Here is a 20,165-nt window from a genome sequence, read left to right as displayed (position 1 = left end):
CTTGAAGCCATAATAAAAAACAGAACTAGCATGAACTAGTCCTGTATACTTTTACCCAATCACACTTCCATTTGGTACAGCTGAATCAACTGTGAGAAGGGTTAATTTTCCATCATGTTCAGCTGAGAGAATCATCCCTTGGCTGACATATTTTTTCATCATTTTACGTGGTTTGAGATTGGCAACGATTTGAACTTTCTTGCCGACCAATTCTTGTTCATTTGGATAGTATTTTGCAATTCCTGAGAGAATTTGACGGTCTTCGCCATCACCTGCATCCAAGCGGAATTGAAGCAACTTATCAGAGCCTTCAACTTTAGAAACTTCTTTGACTTCTGCGACACGGATTTCAACCTTGTCAAAGTCTTCAAACTTGATTTCATCCTTGCTTAGTTTGAGTTCGACTTCGTCTGGATTCCATTCTTTTTCGACAGCTGGCTTGTTGCCTTCCATTTGTTCCTTGATATAGGCGATTTCTTCTTCCATATCCAGGCGTGGGAAGATTGGTGTTCCTTTGGCAACTACTGTTACACCCTCAGGGAAAGCAGCCAAACTCAAGTTTTCAAGACTAGAAACTTCTGCTAAGCCAAGTTGAGTCATAACCGCACGACTAGTTTCCATCATAAATGGTTCAATCAAGTGAGCGACGACACGAAGGCTGGCTGCCAAGTGGCTCATAACACTTGCTAATTGGTCACGAAGAGCTTCATCCTTAGCCAAGACCCATGGAGCTGTCTCGTCGATGTATTTATTAGTACGAGAGATAAGAGTCCAGACTGCTTCAAGCGCACGTGGGTAGTCAACTGCTTCCATGTGTGTATGGTAGTCAGCGATTGATTGCTCTGCTACTTGAGCAAGAGCATTATCAAACTCTGTTACGCCCTCTACATAGGCAGGGATTTGTCCATCAAAGTACTTGTTAATCATAGAAACCGTACGGTTGAGGAGGTTGCCAAGGTCATTAGCCAATTCATAGTTGATACGGCCGACATAGTCTTCTGGAGTGAAGGTTCCATCTGAACCAACTGGAAGGCTACGCATGAGGTAGTAACGAAGTGGATCTAGTCCATAACGCTCTACCAACATTTCAGGGTAAACGACATTCCCTTTAGATTTAGACATTTTACCATCTTTCATGACAAACCAACCATGGGCAATCAAACGATCAGGTAATTTAACATCCAACATCATAAGAAGGACTGGCCAGTAGATGGAGTGGAAACGAAGGATGTCTTTTCCTACCATGTGGAAGACTGTTCCATTCCAGAACTTGTCAAAGTTACCATGTTCGTCTTGACCGTAGCCAAGAGCTGTCGCATAGTTAAGAAGGGCATCAATCCAAACGTAGACAACGTGTTTTGGATTTGATGGGACAGGCACTCCCCATGTAAAGGTTGTACGAGATACCGCCAAATCTTCCAAACCTGGCTCGATGAAGTTGCGTAGCATTTCATTAAGGCGACCATCTGGAGTGATAAATTCAGGATGAGCTTTGAAAAATTCGACCAAACGATCTTGGTATTTGCTAAGGCGAAGGAAGTATGATTCTTCGGATACCCATTCAACCTCGTGACCTGATGGAGCAATACCACCAGTCACATTTCCAGCTTCATCACGGAAAACTTCTGCCAGTTGGCTTTCTGTAAAGAATTCTTCGTCTGATACTGAATACCAACCAGAGTATTCACCCAAGTAGATATCATCTTGAGCAAGTAAGCGTTCAAAGACCTGTGCGACAACTTTTTCATGGTAGTCATCAGTTGTACGGATAAATTTATCGTATGAGATATCTAGTAATTTCCAGAGTTCTTTGACTCCAACTGCCATCCCATCAACATAGGCTTGTGGTGTAATGCCAGCTTCTTCAGCTTTCTGCTGGATCTTCTGACCATGTTCATCAAGACCTGTCAAATAAAAGACATCGTAGCCCATCAGGCGTTTGTAACGTGCTAGGACATCACAAGCAATGGTTGTGTAGGCAGAACCGATATGCAGTTTTCCAGATGGATAGTAAATCGGCGTTGTAATATAAAAATTCTTTTCAGACATAATTTTTCCTTTCCAGGCAAATGAAACCTGTTTTTCTAACACTTCATTATATCACATTTTTAATGAATTTCGATAGGGAAATCCATACAAAAACAAGATAGACGAGTGTCCATCTTGTTGATCTTATTCATAACGAAGGGCTTCAATTGGATCAAGTTTCGATGCCTTGTTGGCTGGCAAGACCCCAAAAATCATACCAACGCTAGCCGAAACTGCAAGACTAAATAGGGCAACTGGGATTGATACTCCAACTTCTATACCTTCTATTAAACCTTGCAGTAACAAACCTGCTAAGGCAGTTAAACCACTTGCAATTGTCAAGCCAATTAAGCCACCTAACAAGGTCAAAATCATGGATTCAATCAAAAACTGAATTAAAATATTGGCACGTGTTGCGCCCAAAGCCTTACGAAGACCAATCTCACGAGTGCGCTCTGTCACCGAAACCAGCATGATGTTCATGACACCAGTTCCTCCAACAAAGAGAGAAATCCCTGCGATGGAACTAATAATCGTCGTCATAAAACTAAACGATTGTTGAATTTCTGCAAATACAACGGACTCATCTGCCACCTGGTATTCTCCCTGTTGTAAGCCTGCAAGCTCTGTCATTTTTCGTGCCAGTTCTGGACCCAGAGTTGGGGTTAAACTGGTATCATTCACTCGAAAAACAATACTAGCTATTTCATCTACATTAAAATTCGCAGCAAGGGAGATATTGGTAGTAATAGGCAAGCCACCAAACCCATATATTTTTGACTTTTTAGCCTCCGGACTAGTATAAACCCCAATGACCCGGTAACTAAATCCATTGACTTCTACAACCTTGTTAATAGCCTCTTGAGGAGATTCAAATAAACTAATGGACAATTCCTCATCTAGCAAAATGACACTTGCAAACTCTTTGAAATCTTGCTCTCTCAGACTACGACCTGCAATAATTTCATTCTTAACAGCGTCCATGTAAGTTCTGTTTCCACCTGTCAAATTAGCATTCTCAACCTTTTTATCTTGATAGGTCAAGATGGCATTCGTTGAATTGGTTACATAGTAACTATCCACTCCCTTGAGTTTGGCTGCCTCTTGGACCCAGGATTCTTGCGGTTTTGGCGGTTCAACAGGAATTTCCTCTTCCTTTCCAGAAACCGTAAAAGCTGATTGTTTCTGAGTAAAAGACCCATCTTTACTTTTTTTAGGAGAGAAGAAGACGCTAATATTTTTCTGAGATTTGGTCATATCTTTATTAACTTGACGAGATAGGGAATCTCCCAAAGCCATAATCACAACAACTGATGAAACACCGATAATAATCCCAATCATGGTAAGCAAAGAACGCATCTTGTGAGCCATGATAGATGAAAAGGCAAATTTCAGATTCTGCATCTTAGTTTTCCTCCTTTCCTAACTGAGCACTGTCAGATGAAATGACTCCATCTCGAATGATAATCTGACGTTTAGCATAGGCAGCAATCTCAGGCTCATGCGTTACCATGATAATGGTTTTTCCTTCTTTGTTCAAGTCAACCAATAGTTGCATAATTTGATTCCCTGTTTTGGTATCCAAGGCTCCTGTCGGTTCGTCCGCTAGGATAATAGAAGGATTGTTTACCAAGGCACGAGCAATAGCCACACGTTGCTTTTGACCACCAGATAATTCCGAAGGCAAATGGTGACTACGTTCTGTCAATTCAACCTTGTCTAAATACTCCTCAGCCAACTTGCGCCGTTTTGAAGACGAAACTCCTGCGTAAATCAAGGGCAATTCTACATTTTGCAGAGCATTGAGCTTCGATAGAAGAAAGAACTGCTGAAAGACAAAACCGATTTGTTGGTTACGAACCTTGGCTAATTGTTTTTCACCCAGTCCAGCCACTTCTTGGCCTTCAAGATAATACTCTCCACTGGTTGGTGTATCCAACATGCCAATCGTATTCATCAGAGTGGACTTCCCAGAACCAGATGGTCCCATGATGGCAACAAATTCACCCTCATTCACTTCTAGATTGATGTTTTTGAGAACCTGCAGTTCTTGGTCACCATTGCGATAGCTTCTGCAGATATTTTTTAGACTAATTAGTTGCTTCATCAGCCTTCACCTCTTTTCCTTCTTCCAAGGAAGACGTTGGGTTACTGATGACCTTGACTCCATTTGTCAGACCTGAAGTGATTTCTTGGTTGTCTGCATCAGCATTGCCCAAACCAACTTCCACTTTCTTGGCCTTTTTCTGCTCGTCAAGCACCCAGACATAGTTCTTATCATTTTCAGTCACAACACTTGTTAGAGGAACCAAAATGGCTTTACTCTTATTTTTGACTTCAACACTTACTGAGAATCCTTGTTTCAAATCACCAACTTCGCCTGTCACATCAATAGTATAAGGGTATTTAGAACCTGTATTAGCCCCAGCTGCTGGACTAGCTGCTTCACCATTGTTTTTAGGATAGTCAGAAATATAGCTTAATTTCCCAGTCCATTTTTTATCAGGATATACTTTAGAAGTAAAGCTTACTTCTTGACCTACAGAAAGGTTGGCTAGATTGTACTCAGACAATTCTCCCTTGACTTGTAAATTTTCATTGCTGACAATATGAACCATAACTTGACTCGCCCCTGTTGGAGATTTAGAAACATTGCTATTGACTTCGACTACAGTTCCCTCTAGGGTACTGAGAACAGTTGTTGCATCCAATTGACTTTGAGCCTTGCTTAATTGCGCTGCAGCATCTGCACGCGCATCACGGGCATCACCCAATTGAGCGTCAATAGAAGCAACAGAATTTCCAGCAACTGGAGTTGGACTTTGCACCGTTACATCTTCTCCTCCTGCTGGTGCAGGTAACTGGGGAGCTGAAGCAGCTTCATTTCGTGCTTGGTTGAGTTCGTTGATATGACGGTCTGCCTTCGCAACTGCTCGACTCGCTGAATCATAGGCCGCCTGGGCTTCTGAACTACTGTACTTGACTAAAGCCTGCCCTTCGCTGACCTTATCCCCCACAGAAACAAGGATTTCGTCTAAATCTCCCTTGCTAGCATCAAAATAAACGTATTGTTCATTTTTTGCCGTTACTGTTCCTGATAATAAAACAGAGGATGCCACGCTTCCTTCCTTGGCAACAACAAGATGAGTAGGTTCATCTTTTACAGCGGTTTGCGAGGGTTGTCTAAAGAGTAAAATCCCCCCGGCACCCAATACAACTACACTCGCAGCACCGATGGCTGCATACAGTTGCCACTTTTTAGCTTTACCATTCTTTTTCTTCATAATGAAACTCCTTTTCTTTTTTACAATACTTTGCTATTATACCAAATTTCCCTCCAGCAAACAATGCAGTTCAGATGGAAATAATGACAGTTCAGGATTAAACAATCGTTCGGAAACCCTCCTTTTCTATTGTACTAGTTATATGATACACTATCTTGACTTATTTGGCAAGCTTTTTTGCAATTTTTTGTGCGTAGCAGATTTTTGCAATCAAATCAAAAAAAAGATAGAATATGACTATCAAAAAATGACACTCGACTATTTAAAAGAGTACAAAGGAGTTTTCAATGAGAGAATACGATATCATTGCTATCGGTGGAGGTAGCGGAGGAATTGCTACCATGAACCGTGCTGGTGAACACGGAGCCAAAGCGGCCGTTATTGAGGAAAAGAAATTAGGTGGAACCTGCGTCAACGTCGGCTGTGTTCCTAAAAAAATCATGTGGTACGGGGCGCAAATCGCTGAGACTTTCCATCAATTTGGAGAAGACTACGGCTTTAAGACTACTGATCTTAACTTTGACTTTGCAACCCTACGTCGCAATCGTGAAGCCTACATTGATCGCGCTCGTTCTTCTTATGATGGCAGTTTTAAACGCAACGGCGTAGAGCTGATCGAAGGTCATGCTGAATTTGTAGATTCTCATACTGTCAGCGTAAATGGTGAACTGATTCGTGCTAAACATATCGTGATTGCTACAGGTGCCCATCCAAGTATTCCTAATATTCCTGGTGCTGAGCTAGGTGGCTCTTCTGATGATGTATTTGCCTGGGAAGAACTTCCAGAGTCAGTTGCTATTCTAGGCGCGGGTTATATTGCCGTTGAATTGGCTGGCGTACTCCACACTTTTGGTGTCAAGACAGACCTCTTTGTTCGCCGCGATCGTCCTTTACGTGGTTTTGATTCCTACATCGTTGAAGGTTTGGTCAAGGAAATGGAAAGAACAAACTTACCACTTCATACTCACAAAGTCCCTGCCAAGTTAGAAAAAACTGCTGACGGCATTACCATTCATTTCGAAGATGGTACTAGTCACACAGCTAGCCAAGTTATCTGGGCTACAGGCCGCCGTCCAAACGTTAAGGGATTGCAACTTGAAAAAGCTGGAGTGACTCTGAACGAACGTGGCTTTATCCAAGTGGATGAATACCAAAATACTGTTGTTGAGGGAATCTATGCTCTAGGTGATGTAACGGGCGAGAAAGAACTGACTCCAGTTGCAATCAAGGCCGGACGTACCCTATCTGAACGTCTCTTTAACGGAAAAACTACTGCAAAAATGGATTACTCAACTATTCCAACTGTTGTCTTTTCACACCCTGCTATCGGAACTGTTGGTTTGACAGAAGAGCAAGCTATTAAAGAATACGGTCAAGACCAAATCAAGGTTTATAAATCAAGCTTTGCATCTATGTACTCTGCTTGCACTCGCAACCGTCAAGAATCCCGTTTCAAACTCATAACAGCTGGTTCAGAAGAAAAAGTTGTCGGACTTCATGGAATTGGCTACGGCGTTGATGAAATGATTCAGGGATTTGCCGTTGCTATCAAAATGGGAGCAACCAAGGCTGACTTTGATGCAACTGTGGCAATTCACCCAACTGCATCTGAAGAATTTGTAACCATGCGTTAATCGAAACAAAAGAAGCAAAGCAAAAAACACTTCTAAATATCAAAAAGCGAGTATTTCCGTAGTTGGAGATACTCGTTTTCTTATGTTTTATTTTATAATATGTTGAAGTAAGATATGCAAAAATCAATTAACAAACCATAGCAAAATACAAGGATTATAATACAATCATTTATTCTTTTCTTTAAAAGATTCATATATTTTTTTATATAATTCTTTTATATCTTTTTTCTGAGAATTCAACTCTTCTTTACCGTAGTCAAAGTTTGCTACCACAAATCCCGCGCCATCATCAGAAAAAGTAAAAAATTCTATTTCAATTAGTTTATTATGCTTAGAGTCCTCTATGGTGTCTCCTAAACCATTATTGAATTTCTTCACTTCTTCTTCACGAACTCCGAACCCTGTAGCAGCTCCATTTGCAATGATGTTTGAAAATACTTCTTCTGAAGATGATACTTCTTTCACAGTTATGAAGTATATAGCTTCTTCCGTTTCTACTTGTCTCACTTTATTCCATTTTTCTGTATCACTAGAAGAAAGCGTATAGATTGTTAACTCTACCGTTGGCTTATTGATATTTTCTTTTGTAATCATTTGTTTTCCAAAAAAGAAAATGGCGAGTACCCCAGTTACAAAGATCAAAGCAATATAAATTTTCTTTTTCATACCTTATACCCTATATCTTTCATGTCAATTATCACATCAACTTCGTTATAGACAGCTGGATCATGTGTCGCTATAATGACATATTTATCTTCAGCTGTTTCATTCAATAGTAAACGAATAATTTCTTTTCCAATCTCACCATCTAAAGCTCCTGTAGGTTCATCTGCTAAGATAATTTTACGTGGTTTCATTAACATTCTGGCAATAGCTACACGTTGAGCCTGCCCTCCAGACAATTCATATATTTTTTGGTGTAAATAGTCACTTGACAGTCCTACTTTTTCAAGTACGTCAGTTATTGTTTTTTTGTCTTTAGTGATAAGGCTCAGATTATCATATACTGTTTTGTTATCTATTAAAGAATAATTCTGAAATACATATCCAACAGTATTTTTAAAAAAAGTTCTTTCTTTTATCTTCCAAATATCTTGTTTATCAACTAAAACATTCCCACTGTCAATTTTTTCTAATCTTCCTATAATATTAAGAAGGGTACTTTTACCGGAGCCAGAACCTCCAATCAATGCATAGCTTTTTCCAGATTCAAATATTAAATTTAAGTCTGTAAAGATCTTCTTTGAGCCGAAACTTTTTGAAACGTTCAAAAGGTCAATTGTCATGATTCATCTCCTTTTAAAATTTTAGTGTAGCTTTCAGATAATTTTCTAAAACTCATTATGATTGACAACATCAAAACTAGCAGAGAAGCCGCTCCAATATATAGCAACTCTATTTGCCCTGTCATAAGAAATGTAAATAGAATAACCATTGTAATAGTCATCATAAAATATTTGAGACTTGAAATTGCTATATATGTTTTTGACAGACCCAAAATGATTTTTTTCACATATTCATTCTGTTTTAGAGTAATAAAAAGTTGGACATATTGATAAATGAGTATAAAGACAATACTGTAAATTATCTTCTGCAAGATTTGTGATAGTAGAATTTGGTGCTCTAAGGATTGAATCTTTAATTTCACAATTTGGTAAACATCTACTGGATTCATTGAGAAATTCAACGGGACAGTCATCTCATTTATTTTTTTTACCGCTTCAGGACTAAAAAGAGATTTATATAGTATGTTACTAGCCAAAGAAAACTTATTATTTTCCATCATTTTGTCCGTATCTAACACAACAACTATATTATCTTTGCTATCTGCTACATTTGCCAGCGGTAAAATATCTTTCATTTTAAGATTATTATCAGCATCCTCATTAAAATAAAAAATTTTTTCCCCATCAGGAATTATTTGTACTGCAAGCTGTTCTTTTGTATAGTTTGTTCCAATAAATTGTTCTGCTACAACTGTATTCTCAATAGATTTCTGGTTTTCTTTCCACTTCTCAGGAATATAAATGGTTGCTATCTTATTATCTAAAAGATGATAGTTTGTTCCATTCACTTTATTTTGTAGGTTAGCACCTGTTTGATTAATATAAATCAACTCTTTATTTATTTCTGGATTCGTTATTCCGTCATTTTCTAATTGTTTAGAAAAGTCTTCTAAAACATGAGATGTTTTCATAAAATCTGGAACATATGCCGAAGATCGTTCAATATATAAGAAATCTAAGTTTTTTAAGGCAGCAACTATCTGTAGATACTGACCATCTGAATCACTAACTTCTCCATTTTTAGCAGAGTTACTTTCAATTCCAAGGAACTCAATCCTTCTCCAGTCTTTTACTGTGTCCCACGGTACTAAATTCTGTATTTGTATGTTCATACTAGATTGACTACTCTTTGTTTCTTGTAAAAAAACTCCTGAGACAAGGATAATAATCGAAATAATAGCAAGCCATACGACAAAAATAAGCTTGTTTTTTGCCTTGTTTTTGATAATTTCAATGGGCTTTTCAATCTGAATCGTCAACCAAAATAAAACAAAGGTAATGAGATCAATGATTTGAAATAGTATAAAATTCGTTAAAAGCAGAGAGAAAAATAACTTAGAACTATAAGTGAAGAAACCATTTCCCAAAAAAGAACTGTAAGAAATCATCAATAAAGCCATCATAATCAGTTCAAAAATAAGAGAAATGCCATACTCTCTTCTTAGATCGTATACAGTCAAGCCCAAAGAACGTCGTATCACTCCTTCTTTGATCTGCCTCGTCCTAACAACAAATAAAACAACTAATAAAGTTAAGTAAATTGAACCCATTAACAGTATTCTTAAAGTTCCAGTGAATTGTAATATTCCTCCTATATACCAAGGATAAGCCATATAGACTGTTTGCAGCCCCGTCATCGTAAGTGGTTTCAAACTATCTACATCCATTTTCCCAAGGGTATAATACATCCCTATTATTGGTGCTGACTTTAATTGTTCATTATTTACATCATCAAAATTTACATACTTCAACTGACCCGAACTCTGAACGATTGGCTTGTAAATGGTAACCTTTTCCGTTTTTGATAAGTCACGAACCATTTCGTATATTTCGTTATTAGAAAGATTACTTTTTCCTTGGATAGAAAAAGCACCATCAATTGGTAAAGGTATGGGGATTTCGGTATCACTAATAGTGACCAGTCCAATTGTAGCAATCAAACAAAAGAAGAATCCAATGATACATAATTTTAATTTCATAAGCAATTACCATATTACAAAAGACCCTATTTTATAATTGGGTCTCCTGTTTTCATAAATTATTTTTAAAATCTATAATAATCCCAATATGCATTTAAGCGAACATCGTTCCAAGATTTTGTTGCACTTGAATATGCCCATCCATAATCTTTTTTTATCGTAAGCTTTAACGGTTCCCCAATAATTCGTTACTGAAAATTTTGAACCAATATTATCTGGAGAACTAACAAAGTAATTTGAATAACCATAGCTATTATCTACACCATACTGCCATACATCAATAATGGGACTTGGAGCAGGGTGTGCTGTAGTTGCACTAACAACACTAGCTGCAGTAGCAAAGCTAAAACTGAAAACACTTGCAGCTAGAAAAACAGATGCTTTCTTATTAATTCTTTTTTTTAATTTTACTTCTCCTTGGATTAAAATATTTGATGAAGACTAAGTAATAGTCCCCTTTTTAGTCCCTCCATATTACTTTAATATGAATTGATTATATTTAGGTTTTTAATCACCGTTATGGTATCTAGAGTCGTTAAAATATCTCGTAACTACCCCTCCTTTTAAAATTGAACACATCTAAATGCATCCGTTTACATTTTTAATATAACACTTATTTTTTAATTTGTCAAATATTTACTAGTATATTTTTTATTAATAAAATAGGATTATCTATACAGACAATTTTCGAATCAACAAAAAAATTATCCAACTTAACCAATAAGCAAAATCGGCCGTTACAGTTTTTGTTACCTTGTTTTAAAAAATTGGTTGACAATGATTCCTCTATGAGTATAATAGTTACTATACATCAGAAAAGAGGTTAACTATTTTGAAAAAAGCTCACATTTATGCTATCCCTGCTATTGGGGCTGCTCTCATTGCTGTTTTGGCACAAATCAGTCTTCCAGTTGGACCTGTTCCCTTCACTCTGCAAAACTTTGCAATCGGCTTGATTGCTACTGTCTTTAGACCGAGAGAGGCTGTACTTTCTGCTGGACTCTATCTTCTTCTAGGTGCTATCGGTCTTCCTGTCTTTGCAGGAGGTGGAGCTGGTTTTCAAGCTTTAGTTGGCCCTACTGCAGGCTATCTTTGGTTTTATCTTGTATACTCTGGACTTACTTCTTCCCTAACCAACAGCGAGAGTGGTATTGTCACGATTTTTCTTGCAAACCTCTTGGGTGATGCCCTTGTCTTTGTCGGCGGGATTCTCAGCTTGCATTTTCTAGCTGGAATGGCATTTGAAAAAGCTCTTATTGTGGGAGTTCTTCCCTTTATTATCCCAGACCTTGGTAAACTTCTAGCTATTAGTTTTATTAGCCGTCCACTACTTCAACGCCTTAAAAATCAGGCTTACTTCGCTAACTAAAAAAGGATATCGAGTTGCCATGACTCAATATCCTTTTCTTTCATTTTGAAAACTTATATTCTTCAAAAATTTCTTCAAACACGTCAGCTTCACCTTGGATTATATATGTGACTGACTTCGNNCCTCAAAGCAGTGCTTTGAGCAACCTGCGGCTAGCTTCCTAGTTTGCTCTTTGATTTTCATTGAGTATTAGTTACCTTTAAAAGCATCCACCATCGTTTGAAATTCTTCATTGGAGAGAGTAATCCCTTTGCCCATTTTAGTATGATCTGGACTCCAAGCACGAATATCAAACTTCGCAGGGGCTCCATTAAAGCTCACACGGTTGATTTCCTTAGTCCAACCTTTTTCGTTTTCAGAAAGAGTCAACAAGTGCTCTTCGATTTCAAATGTAAATTCTGCCATTTTCTTCTCCTTTTTTAGCTTTCATCTGATTATTCGTAAAATCTTGTAGATTTTAGGAAAATTTTATATAATATTGATATAAAAGAAGGGAGGCCAATATGAGACATAAATTCCAGCAAGTTCTAGGTAAAATACATGACTTTTTAAATGGACATGACCAACCTGACCAGACTGAAAGCAACTCCCTTACAGCCACTATTGAAGAGGCTATCCAGAAACAAACTGCTGTTCACCTTATCTTGTCTGAGACAAGCTTTACAGGTGACATCATCAAATACAATCAGCAAGGACAGCAAATTATAGTTAAAAATTTTGCTAAAAATGTAAGCCGTATTATCCGCATAAGCGATATTCAACGCCTGCGATTTGTCCCTTCAACCGTCTAAACAGCCCAAAAAAAATAGATTTAAGAAAGAGTGAGATGTAGTTGCTTCATCCCACTCTTTTTTCTTAGCGAACTTGTTCAAAATGTAAATGAACCGCGATATGATCTCCATAACCACTTCTTTCCAAGTCACGTTGTAGACGATAGGAAATGTAGTGTTCTGCAATGGTAATGTAACCTGCACCCAGTAGACGATGTTCAACCATAGACTGAATCATGCTAATGGTAGCACGTTCCACCTTGGCCTCTTCCAAATCCAAAACCACTTTCTTAGTGACTTGAGCAAGATTTTGACGCAAGTCATCTGTCAATACATAGACAGTCTGGGCTGCCTTTAAGATGGCTTGGTAAATCTTGTCTGGATTAAATTCAGCAATTTCACCATTACGTTTGATTACTTGCATAGGTTTCTCCTTTATTCTGTGTTTTCTTTGATTTCTGCCATCATTTTTTCTTCTTCTGCTGTCAGTTGATAATGTTCAAGCAAATCTGGTCTGCGTTCATAGGTTTTCTTTAAACTCTCATACAGGCGCCACTGACGAATCTTTTCATGGTGACCACTCATCAATACATCTGGCACAACCATTCCTCGATAATCATAGGGACGTGTGTATTGAGGGTATTCGAGAAGGCCAGAAGAAAAACTATCATCTTGGTGGCTAGACTCCTTGCCAATCACTTCTGGAATCAGGCGTACCGTAGCATCAATCATAGTCATGGCCGCCAATTCTCCTCCAGTCAAGACATAGTCTCCCAGGGAGATCTCATCTGTCACCAAAATCTTAATGCGCTCATCATAACCCTCGTAGTGCCCACAGATAAAGATTAACTCTTCCTCTTGAGCCAAATCCTCTGCATAGGCTTGATCAAACTGCTTTCCAGCTGGATCAAGGAGAATCACGCGCGGATTCTTTTTTTCAATAGTATCAAAAGCATCAAAAATAGGTTGGGCTCGGAGCAGCATCCCCTGACCGCCTCCATATGGTTCATCATCGACGTGACGGGCCTTTTCAGCCTTTTCTCGAAAATTATGATACTGGATATCCAAGAGCCCTTTTTCTCGAGCCTTTCCAACGATTGAGTGCTCCAGTGGAGAAAACATCTCTGGAAAGAGGGTTAAAATATCAATCTTCATCGTCTAACCCTTCTAAGATTTCCACGTTGACCCGTTTATTTGGAATATCAACATTGAGAACCACTGGTGGGATATAAGGCAAGAGCAAGTCACGCTTGCCTTTTCGCTTGACCACCCAGACATCGTTAGCACCTGGTTGCAGGATTTCCTTGATGGTTCCAATCAAATTATCACCCTCATAGACTTCCAAACCGATAATCTCGTGATAATAAAATTCACCATCGTCTAAATCGTTTAAATCTTCCTCAGCGACCTTGAGACTGTATCCCTTGTACTTTTCGATAGCGTTGATATGGTACATATCTTTGAATTTAATAATGTCAAAGTTCTTCTGTTTACGGTGGCTAGCAATGGTCACTGTTTGAACAAACTGATCTTTTTCATCAAACAAAGCTAGCTCAGCCCCTTTTTTAAACCGTTCTTCTGCAAAATCCGTCACAGACAAGACTCGCATCTCACCCTGCAACCCTTGCGTATTGACGATTTTCCCAACATTAAAGTAGTTCATCTTGTCTCCTGTAGTCTCCTTCTTTCCATCTTATTCTGACAATTCTCGAATAATAGTCGCAATTTTTTCGGATTCAGACCACTGTAAATAATGGTGATTCCCTCCTAAAATGAGTCTAGCATTGGAAGTCCAATATTCTGATTCTCTGTACTCTTTTTCTCTGTAAGGCTGACAAAAAACAAATACAGGGATACAATCTGGTATTGATACATCCTCAAAATCTTCCTCAGTAATCTCTCCAGATATCTGAAATCCTGGATCTTGATTTTCCAACTCTGAACCTTTTTCTTGCATTATTTCCCAGATTTCTTTATTCGTTTCAGGACTAAATGTTGCTTGAGTTAAGTTCTTAAAATAAAGTTCAGGACCACACTCATCAATCAGCCTCATCTGCTCTTCCATTTCTGGATAAGGATTTTCTGAAAAATCAGCAAACATGACGTTTTTAGTTGTCGGTTCAATTGCTACTAAAGCCTGACACTTAATTGGTTTGTTGAGCAATTTGCAAGCTAAAATTCCACTCAAACTATGTACACAAAGTATATATTCAGAAATCACCAATTCTTCAAGTACTTCATAAACTGCATCTGCAAGATTATCCAGATTTTTTCCAGCTTGGTCATGAATCGGACTTCTACCTGTGTTCGGAAAATCAATTGTCAAATAACCAATTGTGGACGGAAGTTTTTCGAGTATAAGTGAAAAATTTTCATAACTTGGTAGCAAACCTGCTCCGTTTAGACAAATTAGCACTTTCTTTTGCTTTTGATAAGTAACAGAGAGACTACCAATTTCTGTAGATACTTCAAACCTCTTCATAAAGAAATCCACTCATTCTATATAATGAATTATTAAAAGTCCTTATCCTTTATTTTATCATGTTTCAAGGATTTTCTCAAGTTGGAGGAAGAGGACATCAATTCTCCTTCACCTTCAAAAATCCTTCCAAATCACGTTCATGTTAGTACTTAATGGCTGCAGTCTTATCTTTCTCAAAGATAGTCTTGGTAAGGTCAATATGGTTGATGGCGACGATTGCGACGGTGTAGTGAATGATATCAGTCAGTTCTCTGGCAAGTTCCTCGTTCGAATCCTATCCCTTCTTTTCGACCAGAGCGCCTATTCAAAACCTCGGCTACTTCTCCGACTTCCTCCACTAGCTTGATAAAAAGACCTTCCTCAGTTCGAGACTACTGGTAATGTTCGAGTAATACTCTTCGAAAATCTCTTCAAACTACGTCAGCTTCACCTTGCCGTACTCCAGTACAGCCTGCGGCTAGCTTCCTAGTTTGCTCTTTGATTTTCATTGAGTATAACTAGTCTTGTAATTGTCTAAACGTTAAATATTTCATCTTCTATTCCTCGCAAAAAAGCGAGACATCCGTCCCGCCCTTCTTATTTTTCGTCAATAACGATTCTTACTTTTTTGTATTCAGTTGGGACAGAGTAGACAATCGTTCTTATCGCAGAAATAGTGCGACCCTTACGACCGATTACACGACCCACATCGCTTTGATCAAGATTCAAATGATATTCCAAAAATTCTGGTGTATCCTCAATCTTGATAGTTAAGGCATCTGGTTGTGAAATTAAGGGTTTCACAATCGCAATAATGAGATTTTCAATCGTATCCATCTGTCAACCTACTTTAAACTTATTTTGAAAATTTAGAATCGTGGAATTTTTTCAATACGCCTTCTTTTGAAAGGATGTTACGTACTGTGTCTGAAGGTTGAGCTCCATTAGCCAACCATGCAAGAACGCGGTCTTCTTTCAAAGTTACTTGGTTTTCAGCAACAAGTGGGTTGTAAGTTCCAACTGTTTCGATGAAACGTCCGTCACGTGGTGAACGTGAATCTGCTACGTTGATACGGTAGAAAGGTTTTTTCTTAGAACCCATACGAGTCAAACGGATTTTAACTGCCATTTTTAAAGTCTCTTTTCTTATTTTTTATTTCGGTGAAATAGCTGAGCTATTTAGCACATGTTCTATTATAGCAGATTTCTAACAGGTGTCAAGAAAAAAACTTGACAGACTATAAAATTTTTAAACCATTTAGAAATTTGTTAGAAGTAGGAAATAAATGTTTGAAAGAGGCTATCCGTGAATAGTATTTTAGAAATATTTTATAAAGAACACCAAGTCAAACCCTTCATCTCTCCTGAACGTGATTTGGATGCTTGGCTCCTAAATCCTAAGCCCGTTCCCAAACGAAATATGGACTTATTGGCAGATGATTCGCTGGCAGGTGATATCATTCTACTATGGAGAATACAGTTTGGAACTTTTACCACCGAAACATGATTTTAAAAACTCCCATTCGAATATGATTCAAAATTCGCTTAAAATCAATGTTTTCCCACTTTTTCAGAAAACAAATTTTCATCTAATTTAAATAACTTTCAATTAAATGGTATGAATTTTGCTTAAAATCATCAAAAAACACCCCATGGTGTGAACCATAATACTCTTTGAAAATCTCTTCAAACCACGTCAACGTCGTCTTGCCGTAGGTATGGTTACTTACTTCGTCAGTCTTATCTACAACCTCAAAGCAGTTCTTTGAACAACCTGCGGCTAGCTTCCTAGTTTGCTCTTTGATTTTCATTGAGTATAAAGTGTTGTAAATACTGTATTGTAGCTAGTTCTTAACCTTTAGAGAACTGGCTAGCTTTACGAGCTTTCTTAAGATCTGGTTTGGAAAGTATAGATTTCAATTAGACTAAAAACAGCGAAATATCAAGGATTTTAAAAAAGATATCTACTAATTAATTTATAAAATATGAATTAATAGATTCTAAATAGGGGAATAGTTTAGGTCTGTAAAAGATTAAATAATTTCTATTTTAGCTGTTAGAAACGTTGGTACATCAATGTTTTTAGAATGCTACATAATAAAAGGTAGAGTAAATAGTAGAGTAGTTATTGCGTTAGTTCAGCAATCTTATCGATATAAAGATTAACAGATTCTAACTTTCTTTGCGGTGCTAACTCGGCGTATGTGTCCATTGTTGTTGAAATTGATTTATCTTTTTTGATTTTTTAATGACCTTTTTGCCATTATGGATAATTTTTTCAGTTTCATCAGAAATCAAAAATTTTTTTCTTTGAATATTGAAATTTGCGAATGTCTTGGAAAGTCTAAGACAGCTAGATTGTATAGAAATTAAGTCATCATCCGACAAAGAATTCATTCTTTTATTTACAGTTTCCAAATCTCTAAATAAAATAGAGCCGAAGCAGTGGTAAAACATATTTTCAACAAGCTTGACAATATCTCCAAAAATAATTTCTTTATAGTCTAAGTCGGTTTGAGTATTCAAATAAAGCAATATTGAAGTGGTAACTTGTTGCTTTTCCTTTTCAACTTGACTAACTTGACCTGCATTGCTTAGTTCGCTTTGTGTAATATTGTGTTTTTTTCTTAAATTTTTGATACGAGTAGGTAGTTCATGTGAATAATTTTCTTCAAAAAATTTCATATACAATCCCCCTATAATCATGGAAAAGTAGTAAAAATAGTTGTTATCCTAGTTGATTAAAAAAATCTCTGATTTCCTCATCTTTTATAAAATAATATATAATTTTCCCATCTCTTCTAGTGTCCAAGATGTTTTGATTGGCTAGTTTACGAAGATGGTGGGAGGCAGATGCCATACTGAGATTTAGTAAACAGGCTATATCACAGACACAGAGTTCTTCAACAGCAAGGAGATAAAAGATGATATTTATCTGTTTATTATCGGTAAACTTTGATAAAATACGAAGTGATTTTTGGACTTTTTCCTTTTCAAGGTAGTTCGTCGCGGTTGTAACATTTTGTTGATTTATAATATTCACTTGGCAAATACTATCTTTTTTCATATTTTTTTCTCCTAGCCGAACACAGTCCTTAGCATGTCAAAGCTGTTGTTTTCAATCAGAATATACATCCCCAATCCTAAATAGACAACGGCAATAAACCATCTGCTATATTTTTCCAAAGTTTCTCCAACAGAAGGGACTTGTGCCAATTTTTGGGCAGAAAAAACCAAGAAATAAATCATGACTAGAAAAGTAAGTAAAGTCACTATCAAATTCGCTAAATTTAAGGTGGTAAAATATGGGACAAAGACACCAATATTGTCAGCGCCACAACTTGCAAAAGTAATCATAGCGACTAGAAAAATCAGGTTTTTATTGTCTTTTCGCAAACCATCTTTTGCAATAGCTTCTCCATCAGAATCTCCTAAAAGCAAAACTTTGAGGCCTAGGAAAATTGGAATCAAACCGAGTAAACCTAAAATCTCTTTACTAGGAATATAATTTAAGACAAATGCAAAAAGCAAACTTAGCAATATTAGACTAACAGAGCCTAGAAATTGTCCTAAATAGATGTTAATGATGTCTTTTCTGCTTTTTCTTTTGGCAAAAAATAACATTAGGATAATAAGTAAGTCTACGGCTGTCCCAGAATACAGGATTATTGAAGTAACAACATTTTGAATCATAAAACACCTCATTCAAATATATTTTTGAATGTATTCTAACATTAAACTTTGTAGATGTCAACTTAAAATCCACCAAAATATAGATAAGAAGTTAGTGTACCAAATATTAAAAAGCCCTGCCATCGAAATGATAGCAGGGCTTAACTTCAATATCCAGATGATATATTTATCTAAAAAAGGTAGAGTTTTTATTGATTTGTAGTGCGATATAATGAGTTTCCAAAAATCAAAAATCGCTTAAAATCAGTATTTTGACATCTATTGACGTGTACTGAAATCCTTACTTAACCTCTGTAAAAATTAACTTCTACACCTACAAAGCTTATTCTGACAGACTTTATACAGTCTAAGAAAAAAAGTAGAGATTCATACAGTATCTAGATTTTTCAAAAATTCTTTATCATCAAATATTATTAACGAAACTATCCAAACCAAATCCGATGCATTACTTCAAAGAATTCTTTAGTTATTTGACTATCAAGGGCTTTTATTAAAAAATTTTTTCAAATAATTGCCACCTTGACACATAAATTCTTGCTTTCTAAATTTAAATGTGATATATTTATAACATGAAATTTAAGTGTTATATATTTATAACATAAAAAAGGAGTCTATCATGAAAAAAAGTCAAAAAATGCGTGGCCTCATTGCAATGATTGCCGTAGCTCTCTTTATTGATTTTATTGTTTTATTTGGTTCTAATCTTAGTTGGGGACCCAAGTTAGTTATTACTGGTATTTCAGTGTCAGGTCAAATTGTAGCTATTTGTAGCTGGCTACATAAGAGTCAGAAAGGTAAGGGAAAGATTATTTTTAACTTGTCTGCTAAGCTTTACACGATACTTGTGTCTGCAGCAAGCATTTTTTATACAGTAGGGATTTGGGTTGCGACCCCAAGCGTAAGTTCTGGTATTAAAGAATGGATTTTGAGAATTGGTCTCGTTATTGAAGTGATTGTATTTGTTTTTTTCTCTTTAAAAAATGTCAAGGAAACTCCGGACGAACGCTTTTATGCTAATTTAGCAAAGGCAGCTAGCTTGATGTTTGTTTTTATACTAGGCGCACTGATGATCCTATCAGTTATCATTGGGTATATGGGGGGTCTCACTCTTTACATGGGTCAGATATTTATTAGCATAGCTGCCTTGATTTGCATTTTTGCGGTTGTCTATTTTATCTTGGAACGTAGAGGATAAGCATGGCCAAAGAAAGCAATATTATTACTAATCTCAAATCTGTTCGTGAGTCCACAGGCATGACCCAGCAGGAGTTAGCCGACCGCATCGGCATTCGACGCGAGACAATTCTGCACTTGGAAAATAACCGTTACAATCCTTCGCTGGAAATGACTCTTAAAATTGCTCAAGTTTTTAATCTAAAAGTAGAAGACCTCTTTGAACTCAGACAGAAAGAGGAAACATAATTCTTTTCGAGACCTACTATTAAGTTCATTGATTAATTAGGAATTGAAGCCAAAAGAAAAAATCCTTTGAAAATATGCTCTTTTAAAATATAGTAATTCTTTCGAATTAACCTTTACTAATTGTGATGCTTTACGAGCTTTCTTAAGATCTGGTTTCCTAAATACTTCGAGTACACTTATGGTATTGATGCTCCTAAGCATCTCAAAACTCTGGTAGAAAAAGGTTATGCTGTCCATTG

The 20,165-nt window shown here is 37.0% G+C and carries 23 protein-coding genes and 3 pseudogenes; 7 read left to right on the top strand and 19 right to left on the bottom strand.

Going from position 1 to position 20,165, the window contains the following annotated elements; translation table 11 throughout:
- Positions 1-51: 51 nt before the first annotated feature.
- The 4 genes from metG to HT693_RS03600 form a co-directional block, all read right to left on the bottom strand.
- Positions 52-2,049: a methionine--tRNA ligase gene (gene metG, locus HT693_RS03615; RefSeq protein WP_050208047.1), complete on the bottom strand. Its 1,998-nt coding sequence runs from the start codon at positions 2,047-2,049 to the stop codon at positions 52-54.
- Between the two features lie 123 nt (positions 2,050-2,172).
- The gene (locus HT693_RS03610) at positions 2,173-3,432 is read right to left on the bottom strand and encodes an ABC transporter permease (RefSeq protein WP_001180416.1); all 1,260 of its coding nucleotides are present in this window, start codon (positions 3,430-3,432) and stop codon (positions 2,173-2,175) included.
- 1 nt (position 3,433) lies between these two features.
- Positions 3,434-4,135 (bottom strand): ABC transporter ATP-binding protein, encoded by a 702-nt coding sequence (locus HT693_RS03605; RefSeq protein ID WP_000811473.1) that lies wholly within the window; start codon positions 4,133-4,135, stop codon positions 3,434-3,436.
- Positions 4,119-5,312, bottom strand: a complete 1,194-nt coding sequence (locus tag HT693_RS03600; RefSeq protein WP_023938311.1) for an efflux RND transporter periplasmic adaptor subunit — start codon at positions 5,310-5,312, stop codon at positions 4,119-4,121. The genes HT693_RS03605 and HT693_RS03600 overlap by 17 nt, the downstream gene beginning before the upstream one ends.
- A 287-nt stretch (positions 5,313-5,599) precedes the next feature.
- On the opposite strand from HT693_RS03600, the gene gor reads away from it, so the two are divergent.
- On the top strand, positions 5,600-6,946 hold the full coding sequence (gene gor / locus HT693_RS03595) for a glutathione-disulfide reductase (protein ID WP_138704935.1): 1,347 nt from the start codon (positions 5,600-5,602) through the stop codon (positions 6,944-6,946).
- Positions 6,947-7,111: 165 nt separating this feature from the next.
- On the opposite strand, the gene HT693_RS03590 is transcribed toward gor, so the two are convergent.
- The 4 genes and pseudogenes from HT693_RS03590 to HT693_RS12355 all read right to left on the bottom strand — a co-directional run bounded on the left by HT693_RS03590 (position 7,112) and on the right by HT693_RS12355 (position 10,634).
- Positions 7,112-7,612, bottom strand: coding sequence for a hypothetical protein (locus tag HT693_RS03590; RefSeq protein ID WP_000727307.1), 501 nt, complete (start codon positions 7,610-7,612; stop codon positions 7,112-7,114).
- Positions 7,609-8,232 (bottom strand): ATP-binding cassette domain-containing protein, encoded by a 624-nt coding sequence (locus HT693_RS03585; protein WP_000151029.1) that lies wholly within the window; start codon positions 8,230-8,232, stop codon positions 7,609-7,611. Before HT693_RS03585 ends, HT693_RS03590 begins: the two co-directional genes overlap by 4 nt.
- Entirely contained in the window at positions 8,229-10,211 is a 1,983-nt protein-coding gene (locus HT693_RS03580; RefSeq protein WP_138705116.1) for an ABC transporter permease, read from the bottom strand. The genes HT693_RS03585 and HT693_RS03580 overlap by 4 nt, the downstream gene beginning before the upstream one ends.
- Before the next feature lie 65 nt (positions 10,212-10,276).
- Positions 10,277-10,634 (bottom strand): annotated as a pseudogene (locus HT693_RS12355) (hypothetical protein).
- 409 nt (positions 10,635-11,043) lie between these two features.
- Here HT693_RS12355 and HT693_RS03570 point away from each other — a divergent pair.
- Positions 11,044-11,580 carry a biotin transporter BioY gene (locus HT693_RS03570; RefSeq protein ID WP_050208036.1) on the top strand — a complete coding sequence of 179 codons (537 nt, stop codon included), beginning with the start codon at positions 11,044-11,046 and terminating at the stop codon, positions 11,578-11,580.
- Between the two features lie 189 nt (positions 11,581-11,769).
- Here the strand turns inward: HT693_RS03570 and HT693_RS03565 are convergent, their stop codons facing one another.
- Entirely contained in the window at positions 11,770-11,985 is a 216-nt protein-coding gene (locus HT693_RS03565) for a YdbC family protein (RefSeq protein ID WP_000807422.1), read from the bottom strand.
- A gap of 98 nt (positions 11,986-12,083) precedes the next feature.
- Here HT693_RS03565 and HT693_RS03560 point away from each other — a divergent pair, with 98 nt between their 5' ends.
- Positions 12,084-12,371, top strand: a complete 288-nt coding sequence (locus tag HT693_RS03560; RefSeq protein WP_172924845.1) for a hypothetical protein — start codon at positions 12,084-12,086, stop codon at positions 12,369-12,371.
- Between the two features lie 64 nt (positions 12,372-12,435).
- Here the strand turns inward: HT693_RS03560 and HT693_RS03555 are convergent, their stop codons facing one another.
- The 7 genes and pseudogenes from HT693_RS03555 to rpsP all read right to left on the bottom strand — a co-directional run bounded on the left by HT693_RS03555 (position 12,436) and on the right by rpsP (position 15,940).
- On the bottom strand, positions 12,436-12,774 hold the full coding sequence (locus tag HT693_RS03555; protein WP_001196048.1) for an ATP cone domain-containing protein: 339 nt from the start codon (positions 12,772-12,774) through the stop codon (positions 12,436-12,438).
- A gap of 11 nt (positions 12,775-12,785) precedes the next feature.
- Positions 12,786-13,505: a tRNA (guanosine(37)-N1)-methyltransferase TrmD gene (gene trmD / locus HT693_RS03550; protein ID WP_000686912.1), complete on the bottom strand. Its 720-nt coding sequence runs from the start codon at positions 13,503-13,505 to the stop codon at positions 12,786-12,788.
- Complete coding sequence (gene rimM / locus HT693_RS03545) at positions 13,495-14,013, bottom strand: ribosome maturation factor RimM (protein ID WP_001105891.1); 519 nt, start codon at positions 14,011-14,013, stop codon at positions 13,495-13,497. Before rimM ends, trmD begins: the two co-directional genes overlap by 11 nt.
- A gap of 30 nt (positions 14,014-14,043) precedes the next feature.
- Entirely contained in the window at positions 14,044-14,832 is a 789-nt protein-coding gene (locus HT693_RS03540) for an alpha/beta hydrolase (protein ID WP_000819188.1), read from the bottom strand.
- A 142-nt stretch (positions 14,833-14,974) separates the two neighbouring features.
- Positions 14,975-15,224, bottom strand: a pseudogene (locus HT693_RS11865) (MazG nucleotide pyrophosphohydrolase domain-containing protein); the annotation flags it as partial.
- Between the two features lie 184 nt (positions 15,225-15,408).
- Positions 15,409-15,648, bottom strand: coding sequence for an RNA-binding protein KphA (gene kphA / locus HT693_RS03530; protein WP_000379621.1), 240 nt, complete (start codon positions 15,646-15,648; stop codon positions 15,409-15,411).
- A gap of 19 nt (positions 15,649-15,667) precedes the next feature.
- Positions 15,668-15,940, bottom strand: coding sequence for a 30S ribosomal protein S16 (gene rpsP / locus HT693_RS03525; protein ID WP_000268761.1), 273 nt, complete (start codon positions 15,938-15,940; stop codon positions 15,668-15,670).
- A 177-nt stretch (positions 15,941-16,117) separates the two neighbouring features.
- Between rpsP and HT693_RS03520 the strand changes: the two genes are divergently transcribed.
- Positions 16,118-16,318 carry a hypothetical protein gene (locus tag HT693_RS03520; RefSeq protein WP_001084631.1) on the top strand — a complete coding sequence of 67 codons (201 nt, stop codon included), beginning with the start codon at positions 16,118-16,120 and terminating at the stop codon, positions 16,316-16,318.
- 770 nt (positions 16,319-17,088) lie between these two features.
- Here HT693_RS03520 and HT693_RS03510 read toward each other — a convergent pair.
- From HT693_RS03510 to HT693_RS03500, 3 genes and pseudogenes are all read right to left on the bottom strand, one after another.
- Positions 17,089-17,496 (bottom strand): annotated as a pseudogene (locus HT693_RS03510) (helix-turn-helix transcriptional regulator); the annotation flags it as partial.
- A 43-nt stretch (positions 17,497-17,539) separates the two neighbouring features.
- Positions 17,540-17,878 carry a Cd(II)/Zn(II)-sensing metalloregulatory transcriptional regulator CadX gene (cadX, locus tag HT693_RS03505; protein WP_000711082.1) on the bottom strand — a complete coding sequence of 113 codons (339 nt, stop codon included), beginning with the start codon at positions 17,876-17,878 and terminating at the stop codon, positions 17,540-17,542.
- Positions 17,879-17,889: 11 nt separating this feature from the next.
- Positions 17,890-18,504, bottom strand: a complete 615-nt coding sequence (locus HT693_RS03500; protein WP_000615747.1) for a CadD family cadmium resistance transporter — start codon at positions 18,502-18,504, stop codon at positions 17,890-17,892.
- 28 nt (positions 18,505-18,532) lie between these two features.
- Between HT693_RS03500 and HT693_RS11860 the strand changes: the two genes are divergently transcribed.
- From HT693_RS11860 to HT693_RS03490, 3 genes are all read left to right on the top strand, one after another.
- On the top strand, positions 18,533-18,706 hold the full coding sequence (locus tag HT693_RS11860; protein ID WP_078374329.1) for a FanG protein: 174 nt from the start codon (positions 18,533-18,535) through the stop codon (positions 18,704-18,706).
- 414 nt (positions 18,707-19,120) lie between these two features.
- Positions 19,121-19,699 (top strand): DUF3796 domain-containing protein, encoded by a 579-nt coding sequence (locus HT693_RS03495; protein WP_138705118.1) that lies wholly within the window; start codon positions 19,121-19,123, stop codon positions 19,697-19,699.
- Between the two features lie 2 nt (positions 19,700-19,701).
- Positions 19,702-19,926, top strand: a complete 225-nt coding sequence (locus HT693_RS03490) for a helix-turn-helix transcriptional regulator (protein WP_138705119.1) — start codon at positions 19,702-19,704, stop codon at positions 19,924-19,926.
- The last annotated feature ends 239 nt before the right edge of the window (positions 19,927-20,165 follow it).

Source organism: Streptococcus sp. 2154 (assembly GCF_013277255.1).
Taxonomy (GTDB): Bacteria; Bacillota; Bacilli; order Lactobacillales; family Streptococcaceae; genus Streptococcus; species Streptococcus pseudopneumoniae.
This window is presented reverse-complemented; position numbering and strand designations above follow the sequence as displayed.